The organism is Staphylococcus sp. GDY8P72P, assembly GCF_016890655.1.
GTDB classification, from domain to species: Bacteria; Bacillota; Bacilli; order Staphylococcales; family Staphylococcaceae; genus Staphylococcus; species Staphylococcus arlettae.
In genome coordinates, this window is the sequence record NZ_JAFEQJ010000006.1 from 508,250 (window position 1) to 519,075 (window position 10,826).

Genomic DNA, 10,826 nt, shown 5'->3' on the forward strand with positions numbered 1-10,826 from the left:
TTTAGTTTTTAAATCTGTGTAAAAGATGTAAGCCATAATTTTTCAATACATTTGTGAGCGCGTGATGTGATTCTATTTTCATTTTATCACCTGAATAATAAACCTTATCGCCTCTTAGTGGCTCATTTTGGTCTAAAAATTTAATTTTATAAGTATAACCACTATGTGTTTTAATTTTATTCATAATATGAAAATGGAGATGCGGTTCACTACTGTTGCCAGAGTTACCTATGTTAGCAATATGTTGTCCTCTTCTTACAATATCACCTACATCTACCTTGATAGAGTCACTTTGCAAATGGGCTACTATGCTATATTCATTTAGTTGATGTTGAATGATAACGAAATTACCTTCTGGATGATTCGTATTGGCTTCACCTGGGGTATTGTCTTTAATATTTTTTAATGTTTGTACTACTTTTCCATTGGCTGGAGCTACAACTGATTGACCATAACAATAATAATTTTCATTTTGATTAGGTGTACCTTGATAAGTCATATCTTCATTTACCATTGTTAAATCATAAGCATTACGCTGATATTTAAAATTAAAATGATGATTTAATAATTCATTATCCCCGCCGGCACTAACAAAATATTCTCCTTCAATTGGCATCGTATAATATTGTTTTGTCAATTTTTGCGATTTATTTTTTTCTAATGGTAATAACACCATACTGACAATTTCATTATATTTATTAAGTGTCACACTAACGCCTGCTTGCCCATTGTCAGCTATCCAAATAAATTCATCTGTTTTATTGACTTTTATATGGCGAAAAAGCGTGTGGGTAGTGCTAATTTTATTATACTCTTTTAGTATTGATTTTAACTCTACTAATGAAGTTACATCTTGAAAATAGTCACTAAAATGGTTATATAACCACTCGAAATCATTTGCTTCAATTTTCTCTATAATGTTCTGCTGTTTTAATGTGCTCACATTGTCACTACCAATCATTGTCATTAGATTTACATATCTAAAAAAATCGTCCAAAAATTATTGACTTAATAATTAATGAACGATTGTGTTGACTTAATGAAGTCATTTACATATTGAAATTATTTTGATACAACTTCTTCACCATTGTATGAACCACAGTTCTTACATACGCGGTGAGATAATTTGTATTCGCCACAGCTTGGGCATTCTGTCATACCTGGTACTGAAATTTTGAAATGAGTACGACGTTTATTTTTTCTTGTTTTAGATGTTCTTCTTTTTGGTACTGCCATGATTTATCCTCCTTATATTCAAACACAAAATCATTAATGTTCAGATTCAATAATCTATTATACTATAGATTACTTGAAACTGCTATTGCTCTTCGTCATATAATTGTTGTAATTTTTGAAGCCTTGGATCGACTTGCTTAGACTCTGACGCTTCTTGTTCTTTTTTAAGTTCAGCCGCTTGCGTTTCGTCAATAACTTCCCAACCATTACCTTCGCGCATCATTTGATCACTATTTTCTGCAAATGCACGCATTGGCTTTTCTATGATGACAAGTTCTTCTGCAATATCTTTTAAATTTATCATTCCATCAGTGGCATCGTGATAATGTTCATCATCTTCACTGTATGAATCAAATCCCTCTAAATCAAAAATTTCTTGAGAAGTAGTATCTAGCGGCACTTCTACAGGAACTAAGGTTCTGGCACATGACATGGTATAAACACCAGTAATATGCATATCTGCGATAACCTCGTTTGATTTAACGGTTAGTTCACCTTCTACCGTAATGGCAGATAAATCTAACAAATCCAATGAGTCTTTCAAATGATCAAAATTCACCGTTTGCTTAAATACAAATGGCTCATCTTGGTATTTTCTTAATTGCGTTATTGACCATTTCATATGGCTTCACCTCTAACAAGCACAAAATTTATTTTAACTTTATAGATTTAAGTTGTCAAGATTTTTTCTTAACACTTTTATATCTGTTACAATATCTATAATGAATACCGAAAGGAAGAAATGCAAATGAAAAGCGTTGCGTTAGTAACAGAGTATAATCCCTTCCACAATGGTCACTTATACCATGCCAAACAATCAAAGTCAATCTCAGGAGCAGATATTAGTGTCGCAATCATGAGCGGACAATTTGTCATGCGTGGTGCCCCTGCATTTTATAATAAATTTCTGCGCACACGTATGGCATTACAAGCCGTCGATATTGTTGTTGAATTACCTGCGTTTGCAGCAATATCTGCAGGCCAATACTTTGCTGAAAGTGCTGTTAAGGTTGCACAGTACCTCAATGTTGATCACTTGTCATTTGGCAGCGAATCTGGAAATATCACAGAATTTCAACAAGTAGCGCAACAATTAACACAATTGGAACATACACCAGCTTTCACCCAAAAAGTAAAAGAAGGTAAAAGTTATCCTCGAATTATAAGTGAACTGACGAATAATAATACAATTTTAAAGTCACCGAATAATACATTAGGTGTATCCTATGTGAGAGCAATTCAACAATATGCGCCACATATCCAACCTTGGACCATTTCACGTCATCAAACTAATCACCATGAGAGTAATATTATCAATCCAACATATGCTAGTGGTACTTCTATTAGAAATGCACTACAAGACAATGATCCAAGTTGGCAGTCTGTCGTACCTAATGATATTCAACAGCTATATACTGCGCCACATTTGACAGTAGAACAGTGCTTTCCATTTTTAAAGTATGCTATCATCACACACTCTATTGAAGCATTACAAGGCATTCATTTAATGAATGAAGGACTAGAACAACGTATTAAAAAGTATATTGGACAAGCAACCTCTTTTGCTGAATTAATGCAACTTTTAAAAACTAAACGTTATACTTATACACATATACAACGTGTCTTAATGAATATATTGTTACAGTTCTATCAAGGTGACAAGCCACAAAATATCGAAGCCGTGCATATATTAGGAATGTCACAACAAGGACAACGCTATCTAAAGCAACTCAAAAAGCAGTTCCCAGAACGTCATTTTGTTACTAATATCAATAAGCAAAATGCACACTTTTTCTCTTCCGAAATTCGCGCAACAACAGTTTATAATTTATTGTCACAACAACAAGCTACCGATTTCAACACCCCGGTAATTCGTACTGAAACTTAAAAACCTACTGTTTACAAAAAACGTATAACTACCTAGTGTGGATGCACTAGGTAGTTATACGTTTGCACAGCTATTATTTTTTAAACTTTTCATTCAATGCTTTTGCAACATGCTCTGGCACAAAATCAGAAACATCTGCTTTATATGCAGCTACCTCTTTGACCACACTAGAACTAATAAATGAATAATTAGTACTCGTCATCATATACAATGTTTCAACATCGCTATTAAGTTTTTTGTTCATTGAAGTCAATCTCAGTTCATATTCAAAATCACTTACAGCACGTAGTCCTCTAATAATAGTTTGTGCACCAATTTCATCACAGAAATCCACTAAAAGCCCACTAAAGTCATGCACAGTGACATTGTCTAAACCTTTAACAGATTCTTCAATTAAAGCCATCCGTTCATCCACCGAAAAAGTGCCTGCTTTACTGCTGTTTTTTAATACACAAATATGTATTTCATCAAATCGATCCGTACTTCTTTCAATGATATCTAGATGTCCAAAAGTAATTGGGTCAAAACTTCCTGGAATCACAGCTTTTGTAGTAGTCATATTATTCTCCCTTTTCTAGTAACAATGTGTCTGTTAGCCCGTAATGATACTGCTTTATTTTATGAAATGGTTCATACTTTATAGTTTCTTTATGATTAAACTCACAGATGATAATACCATGTTCTTTTAATAAATCAAATTTTGCTATTGCTTCTAATGCTTCGTCAATAAGCCCTTTATCATAGGGTGGGTCTAAAAAGATGTAATCAAACTGAATCTCTCGTTTACTTAATGCTTTTAACGCTCTATCTGCATTGTTTTTATATACTTCTGCTTGTGCTTCAATACCTAAACTTTTTAAATTACCTTTAATGACTTGTGTTGCTTTAAAATTTTGATCTACAAAAATAACTTTTTCCATACCTCTAGACAGTGCCTCTATACCTAAGGCACCACTGCCTGCAAATAAATCTAAGCCTAAGCCCGATACTTCATGTAAACTATTAAAAATCCCCTCTTTGACTTTGTCCATAGTTGGTCGTGTATTACGCCCTTCCATACTTTCTAACGGTTTACTTTTGTGTACACCTGAAATTACTCTCATTGTTATCTACACTTCCAATCTCACACCAAATTTTATATAATTTTATATGCACAACGTAAAAGGAGACATATAAAATGAAACAATCATTTATTTTGCTAGGTGAAGGTCTCACCGATTTGTTTGAATTTACAACATTAATTGAATATAACCATCAACGAATTGCAGCCATTGTCAATTTTCATACACCCATGTCGGACAAACAGCGTTCTTCTGTAGCGATAATTATGCATCCAACAACAGAACGACATTTTCAAGCTATGTACATTATGATAAATGCCTTTAATTATCCGTATCCAAAAACTAATAAAAAATTTGAACTCATTAAAGAATACGCAGAACAATATAATCTATCGTTTAAAGGGATTGATGTCCAACCACCTGAAACGTATCATGATTTAGATCTATATTTTAATTATTTGACCAGTGTTTTACGCATGCAAAATTGGATTCCACCGTTACAATAAATTCAAATTAGCGCTCGTTATATTTATGAAAGTTCATGTCTTTCTTTTTCATAAACTTTCTTCAAATATTTGTATGGTGACCCGTCAATTTTACGCACATATTTTAGCTTCATCAACTTGTGTACAATGGCGTCCGCTTCATCTTCATTTATATACAACATGACATATTTTTTTTGCTTATTTGAATGGACGATGTGACCGAATTTCCTAATTTGACGTTCGTGTTTCATATGTTTCAAATAAATAACTAAACTTGTTCTCGCTATAATATCCATATTATTTCACTCCATTTGTTAGCCACTTTATAATATCATGACTTTTTATTTTTATAAATAACAATTATATGTAGTAGTACGATGTTTGGGTATATAGTTTATAGGAGGTTATCTATAATGACTAAATTTAATGTATTAATCAAAAGTGCTTTTATAGGCACAGTGGGAGTAGTTGGCAGTTTATTCTTTCTCAAAAAATATAACTACAAACGCACAAATATGGCTGTCCCTACGTTTTTCACTCATGCAAGCCCTTATATTTTTGCACGTAGAGGCGGTATGGCCGTTCGTCCAGAGCACACACAACTTGCTTTTGATTATGCCAATAACCACAAAGTAACTGGTTTTGATATTGATATTAGGTTAACACAAGATTATCATTTAGTTGCTTTTCATGATAGTGAACTTGACCGCACAACAAATGGTTCGGGCGCTGTTATGACTCATAATTTAGCTGAATTACAACATTTAGATGCTGGATATTACTTTACAGATATAAATAAACACCACCCATACAGAGACCATCATTTGGCTAAAATACTATCGCTATCAGAGGTATTAACAAAATATCCTAATCAATTAATCATTGTACATATCTTAGATGCGCCTGATACTACTAATGCACATCGTATACCTAAGTTGCTCTTTGATATTATCGTACAGCATCACGCACAACACCGTGTTGTTGTTATGAGTCCATTCGTAGAACATTTAACAGCATTCGCTGACTACAATGAGGAAGAGATTGCTGTTGGAGCAAGTCAAAAGGAAATGACTGAAGCATTTATTAAATACATTTTAGGAATAGGACATACGTTCAAACCTAAATCACACTTTTTTCAATTAACACCTCAAATAAACCATACAAAACGTCTAGAATACAACTATATTCAATGGTTACTACGTTTAAATATAGTTCCTAGTTATAGCCCAGTGAACAACTTAGATTTAATGCAAGAATTAACGAAACATGGTGTCCATTCGATAGTTACCGATCGACCAGATTTAGCTCAACGTTTTAATAATATTAAATAAAAAGTTAGCAAACATCTTTGTTCGCTAACTTTTTTACTTAAAAATTTTCAATTTATTTATATCACTGTCTATAACAATTGCTAAATAGAACAATTACACGAACCGCCAGTGGAACAACCACCAACATCTTTTTGGAAAAATGGATTACCTGCTTCAATTTTCACATTTTGTGAAACAGCGTGTGCTAGTTTGGTAATCACTTCGTCAACAAGTGTTTGAAGTGCCATCTCTTTTTGTTTAAAGTCCATCACTACAGGTAACATTTCATATGCTCTTTTACGTTTTCGCGTGTCCATCATTACTGTTTGATAATCAGGATGGTATTTGCCAAAGCGCATCACTTCATCGTATGATTCTTTCGACTTCAAAAATGCTTGGTACAATAAATGGGCTTCATCATCAGCTTCTAACGCTTGCTCCGCTTGACGATACGCGTCATATAAGTCTGAGTTACCAATCATTTCACCTAACATTTCAATTTTGTCGAGGACTTTTACTGTTTCTTCCGTTATCATCTTATATCCTCCTTACTTATCTTCAACAAAGATTAATGTATAATAATCATCCATTACTTCTCCACCCATAGTATTGTACTTAGTGTTCAACATTCGTGAACGGTGAATGTCTGAATTTAACCAACTATGAATCAACGTTGGCACATCATTAAATTCATATCCAACGTTTTGACTCGCTGAATTAAATGGAATTTGTCGTGCATCTAGTTGTTGTTTTAATGCTTCTTCTGTAAATTCTACACTTTCTGAATCTGTTGCCTCATATAAGTTATATGAAGCTATATGAGATAGCTCATTCTTAACATTTAAAGGTTTTGCCCCTTTTAATTTACGCATTTCATTAGTGATTTCATACAAAGTCATTAATTGGTTGGCATTTTGTTCATATGGTCTTTTAGGCTCTTTTTCTTTTTTGTCATTAGCTTCTTCATTTTCCACTGTTTGATACGGTTTGAAAGTTGTTAAAGCTTCACTATCTAAATAGCGAACGCCAACAATTTTGTTAGTTTGTTGGTCTGTATAAACTTGAGCATACATATGATCAAATTTAACTAAAGTTTGTGTTTTCATATCTTCATCTGATAGTTCTAAATCATATGTTTTATTCTGCGTTGAGATTGTTGGTTCTGGATTAATTGTTAAATCTTCAAACACACTCGAAGCATTATCTGATATTTTTAATGGCGATACATCAGATTTTGTTCCAGTAGCATAGACAGACTTGATAACGTTCTTTTTCGCTGAAACTAAATAATACTGATCTTTATCTTTAAATACATATGTTTTAAATCCATTTTGATATGGATAAACACGATCAGCTTGACCATATTTATCTGTTAAATTATTAATATTTTTTCCTATCCAAGTACCTACACCACTTTCAGGTGTTTTATTTTCTGTATCTCCCTTTTGCTGTTTGTAATCTTTATTCGACGTTGTTTGTTTACTATTGTTATTTGGATTTTCTAATACATCAAATTTTAATCTTGGAGAATAAAATAAATAAATTAGGAATAATATTAAAACTAAAGCACCAATAACTTTTATTATTAGCTTATTCATCATTCACCCACCTAATTCATCATATGGTCATTGTACACATTTTATCAAGTCATTAGCAAGAATCTTCATCATGGTTTAACAGTAACCTAGATGTATCAGTTTAGCCTAATAATAATTCGATGACTATTGATTACACTTCAAATTGTACAAAAATAAAAAGCTTAGCCTTATGCTAAGCTTTGAGTTCTGTTAATTATCCTCCAAATGTAGCTTTTAATAGAGAAGTTGTTTCTCCTCCAGGATAAATAACATATAACAATAAATAAACAGCGACACCCGTAATAGCTGTAAAGAACCAAATAATCGATGCTACAGGCCCTACTTTACGGTGAATGTTAAATTTATCTTTAAATGCTGTGATTATTTGAATTATACCTAAAATTGCACCAATTGTTGCTAAATTAATATGAAATACTAAGAAAATTGTATAGTATATCTCTATTGAATCAGGACCACCAAAAGCAGTGTTTCCTATAAAAATAGTGCGTGAGGCATAAATAATAAAGAATATAAGTGCAAAAACAGCTGCTGTTAACATTACTTTTTTATGTGCTTCTATGTTTCGTTTCCAAATTAATCGCCAGCCTATTGCGATTAATATTGCACTAATAATAATACATGACGTACTTATAGTCGGTAAAATTGGTAAATTCATAAGTTCCATCCTTATATTTAAAATTTAAAACATCTGAATTAACGAAACGATAACTGTAAGAACAAAGAAAACAACTAAATAATTCAAAGAATATATAAACATATTTGTTGCCCATTTCGTTTGATCTACATTTTTCTTGAAACTCGTTAATCCCATTGCTAACCACCCTAAGTTAAGCAACGTGGCTAAAATTATAAAAGTAACACCTAAGTCTGCAAATAAAAATGGTAATGGTAATAAACACACTAACCATACAAACATTCCTATACGCGTTCTGTTAAAACCTTTAACAGATGGTAACATTGGAATATTCGCTAATGAGTATTCATCTTTTCTCTTGATAGCCAATGCATAAAAGTGGATTGGTTGCCAACAAAATACAACTAAAAATAGTGCAATTGCTGTCATACTTATATTTCCTTCTATTGCAGTCCAACCGATAAGTGGTGGTACTGCCCCTGGGAAACTACCAATTACAGTATTCCATACTGTGTGACGTTTTGACCAAATTGAATAAAAAGAAACATAGCCTACTATGCCCAATAGACCGATTACTCCAGATGGTACATTTAATGCAAATAATAACGCTTCCCCTATCAGCATCATGCCGAAACTTAACAGTAATAAGTTTCTTTCTGATATTCTGCCATTAACAGTTGGTCTTTTTTGTTTACTTGGCATGATACTGTCAATATCTTGATCATAATAATTATTCAACGCGCATGCGCCACCCATAATTAATGTTGACCCTATTAACATCATAAGAATTTGTGGTATTGACATGAGGAAGGAATGGTTTGCCAAAACAATCGCCAGCCATGAACCTGCGAAAGCAGGAATCAAGTTACCTTGTACAAGTCCCATTTTGATAATTTGTTGTAACTCTTTATAGGTTACACGACTTGTTGAATGTGACAAAGTTTGCTCTTTGTTCATAGTTCCCCTCCTAATTTCTCATATAATATCTATGATAAAGCATATTTAATGCGTTGACTAGATTTAATAAAATTTATTTGTGACACTTTAGCGACATTCAAAATCGTCATGATTAAGACACAATTTATATAATTATTCTTGTTATAATTGTTTTTAAGTGAGTTTAAAGACTATAAATTACTAGTCATTTTATAGTTATTGTACTTTTTGCAAAACTTGTAAATTATACTATACTATTATGTATTGGAAATTTTAGTCTGAATCAGGTTATTTTTAGTGGGGTGTTCATTATTGTTTAAAAAACAAAACCTAAAATGGTTATCCATTTTAGCAACAATTATTATGGCTTTTGTACAACTCGGTGGAGCGTTAGTTACAAAAACTGGTTCAGCTGATGGTTGTGGATCAGACTGGCCATTGTGTCACGGTGCATTTTTGCCACAAAACTTACCAATACAAACATTAATTGAATTAAGTCATAGAGCTGTTTCAGGATTATCTTTAATGGTTGTCTTGTGGTTAACAATCGTTGCTTGGAAGCATATTGGTCATATTAAAGAAGTTAAACCTTTATGTATGATTAGTGTTGGCTTTTTACTATTACAAGCATTAATTGGTGCAGCAGCTGTAATGTGGCAACAAAATTCTTATGTTTTAGCGTTGCATTTTGGTATCTCTTTAATAAGTTTCTCTTCCGTTTTCGTACTGACTTTAATTATATATGAAATTGATCAAAAATATGAAGCTGACGAGTTATTTATCAGAAAACCTTTACGTGTTTATACTTGGATTATGGCTGTAATTGTATATTTAACAATTTACACGGGCGCATTAGTTAGACATAAAGAAGCAAGTCTAGCATATGGTGCATGGCCATTACCATTTAATGATTTAATACCACATAATGTGGCGGACTGGGTTAATTTTGCACATAGAGGTATGGCATTTATCGCTTTTGTATGGATTTTAATAACATTTATTCATGCCATAAATCATTATCAACATAATCGTACAATTCGTTACGGATATACTACTGCATTTATCCTTGTTATTTTACAAGTAATTACTGGTGCATTATCAATGATGACGAATGTTAATTTGTTTATCGCATTACTACATGCTTTATTCATTACGTTTTTATTTGGTCTAATCGCTTATTTCATCGTTCTTATGTTACGAACAATACGAAGTGGCGGTTGATTAAATCATTAAAAAAGAGAAACGCTTTGACGTCGCATCTCTTATACTGTCGACAAAGTCCACCGACTTTGTTGGCAGTTTTTTTGTGCACGCTTTCCGCGGGCACTGCCTCAGCCATTTGGTGATACCAAAGAGCTAACATTGATCTAAAAGACCTCTGCTATTTACTAAAATTAACTATTAACTATAAACAAACAAACCTTAGGCAATAATCTGAACTGACCCCAATTAGTGGGAATAAAATAAAAACACTTTCGTTGAATTCATTTAAAATGAATCATACGGAGGTGTTTTTTCTATGAAAATAATGTCTTATTCAATAGAAACAAAATATAAAACGATTGAAATGAAAGAAGCTTGATATACTGTAAAAGAAATTATGGAAGCATTAAATATCAAAAATAGCACACAGGTAAAAACTTGGTGGCGATGGTATCGAAATGGTGAAACTTATAGA

General features: G+C 32.6%; 14 protein-coding genes and 1 pseudogene. 5 read left to right on the forward strand and 10 right to left on the reverse strand.

All coding sequences use genetic code 11. The features are described 5' to 3' along the window. Position 1: 1 nt before the first annotated feature. The 3 genes from JVU85_RS03570 to JVU85_RS03580 form a co-directional block, all read right to left on the reverse strand. Entirely contained in the window at positions 2-967 is a 966-nt protein-coding gene (locus tag JVU85_RS03570) for a M23 family metallopeptidase (RefSeq protein WP_021458945.1), read from the reverse strand. 95 nt (positions 968-1,062) lie between these two features. Further along, a complete protein-coding gene (gene rpmF, locus JVU85_RS03575; protein WP_002435373.1) occupies positions 1,063-1,236 on the reverse strand; it encodes a 50S ribosomal protein L32 in 174 nt (57 codons plus the stop codon). An 82-nt stretch (positions 1,237-1,318) separates the two neighbouring features. Further along, entirely contained in the window at positions 1,319-1,858 is a 540-nt protein-coding gene (locus tag JVU85_RS03580; RefSeq protein WP_002510882.1) for a YceD family protein, read from the reverse strand. A 126-nt stretch (positions 1,859-1,984) separates the two neighbouring features. On the opposite strand from JVU85_RS03580, the gene JVU85_RS03585 reads away from it, so the two are divergent. Then, positions 1,985-3,124 carry a nucleotidyltransferase gene (locus JVU85_RS03585; RefSeq protein WP_002510881.1) on the forward strand — a complete coding sequence of 380 codons (1,140 nt, stop codon included), beginning with the start codon at positions 1,985-1,987 and terminating at the stop codon, positions 3,122-3,124. A gap of 73 nt (positions 3,125-3,197) precedes the next feature. Here JVU85_RS03585 and coaD read toward each other — a convergent pair whose 3' ends face one another. Beyond that, the gene (gene coaD / locus JVU85_RS03590) at positions 3,198-3,683 is read right to left on the reverse strand and encodes a pantetheine-phosphate adenylyltransferase (RefSeq protein ID WP_021458946.1); all 486 of its coding nucleotides are present in this window, start codon (positions 3,681-3,683) and stop codon (positions 3,198-3,200) included. Position 3,684: 1 nt separating this feature from the next. Beyond that, on the reverse strand, positions 3,685-4,227 hold the full coding sequence (rsmD, locus tag JVU85_RS03595; RefSeq protein ID WP_021458947.1) for a 16S rRNA (guanine(966)-N(2))-methyltransferase RsmD: 543 nt from the start codon (positions 4,225-4,227) through the stop codon (positions 3,685-3,687). Positions 4,228-4,301: 74 nt separating this feature from the next. On the opposite strand from rsmD, the gene JVU85_RS03600 reads away from it, so the two are divergent. Further along, positions 4,302-4,691 carry a DUF7147 family protein gene (locus JVU85_RS03600; RefSeq protein WP_021458948.1) on the forward strand — a complete coding sequence of 130 codons (390 nt, stop codon included), beginning with the start codon at positions 4,302-4,304 and terminating at the stop codon, positions 4,689-4,691. A gap of 23 nt (positions 4,692-4,714) precedes the next feature. Here JVU85_RS03600 and JVU85_RS03605 read toward each other — a convergent pair whose 3' ends face one another. Continuing rightward, a complete protein-coding gene (locus tag JVU85_RS03605; RefSeq protein WP_002510877.1) occupies positions 4,715-4,966 on the reverse strand; it encodes a YlbG family protein in 252 nt (83 codons plus the stop codon). Positions 4,967-5,083: 117 nt separating this feature from the next. Here JVU85_RS03605 and JVU85_RS03610 point away from each other — a divergent pair, with 117 nt between their 5' ends. Then, positions 5,084-6,001 (forward strand): glycerophosphodiester phosphodiesterase family protein, encoded by a 918-nt coding sequence (locus tag JVU85_RS03610; RefSeq protein ID WP_002510876.1) that lies wholly within the window; start codon positions 5,084-5,086, stop codon positions 5,999-6,001. An 80-nt stretch (positions 6,002-6,081) separates the two neighbouring features. Here JVU85_RS03610 and JVU85_RS03615 read toward each other — a convergent pair whose 3' ends face one another. From JVU85_RS03615 to cyoE, 4 genes are all read right to left on the reverse strand, one after another. Next, positions 6,082-6,516, reverse strand: a complete 435-nt coding sequence (locus tag JVU85_RS03615; protein ID WP_002510875.1) for a YlbF/YmcA family competence regulator — start codon at positions 6,514-6,516, stop codon at positions 6,082-6,084. Between the two features lie 12 nt (positions 6,517-6,528). Next, the gene (locus JVU85_RS03620; RefSeq protein ID WP_021458949.1) at positions 6,529-7,578 is read right to left on the reverse strand and encodes a CAP-associated domain-containing protein; all 1,050 of its coding nucleotides are present in this window, start codon (positions 7,576-7,578) and stop codon (positions 6,529-6,531) included. Positions 7,579-7,771: 193 nt separating this feature from the next. Further along, positions 7,772-8,233: a DUF420 domain-containing protein gene (locus JVU85_RS03625; protein ID WP_002510874.1), complete on the reverse strand. Its 462-nt coding sequence runs from the start codon at positions 8,231-8,233 to the stop codon at positions 7,772-7,774. A gap of 24 nt (positions 8,234-8,257) precedes the next feature. Further along, positions 8,258-9,169, reverse strand: a complete 912-nt coding sequence (gene cyoE / locus JVU85_RS03630; protein WP_002510873.1) for a heme o synthase — start codon at positions 9,167-9,169, stop codon at positions 8,258-8,260. 291 nt (positions 9,170-9,460) lie between these two features. On the opposite strand from cyoE, the gene JVU85_RS03635 reads away from it, so the two are divergent. Together JVU85_RS03635 and JVU85_RS03640 are read left to right on the forward strand one after the other, a co-directional pair. After that, the gene (locus tag JVU85_RS03635) at positions 9,461-10,369 is read left to right on the forward strand and encodes a COX15/CtaA family protein (protein ID WP_021458950.1); all 909 of its coding nucleotides are present in this window, start codon (positions 9,461-9,463) and stop codon (positions 10,367-10,369) included. A gap of 298 nt (positions 10,370-10,667) precedes the next feature. Beyond that, a pseudogene (locus JVU85_RS03640) lies at positions 10,668-10,826 on the forward strand (helix-turn-helix domain-containing protein); the annotation flags it as partial.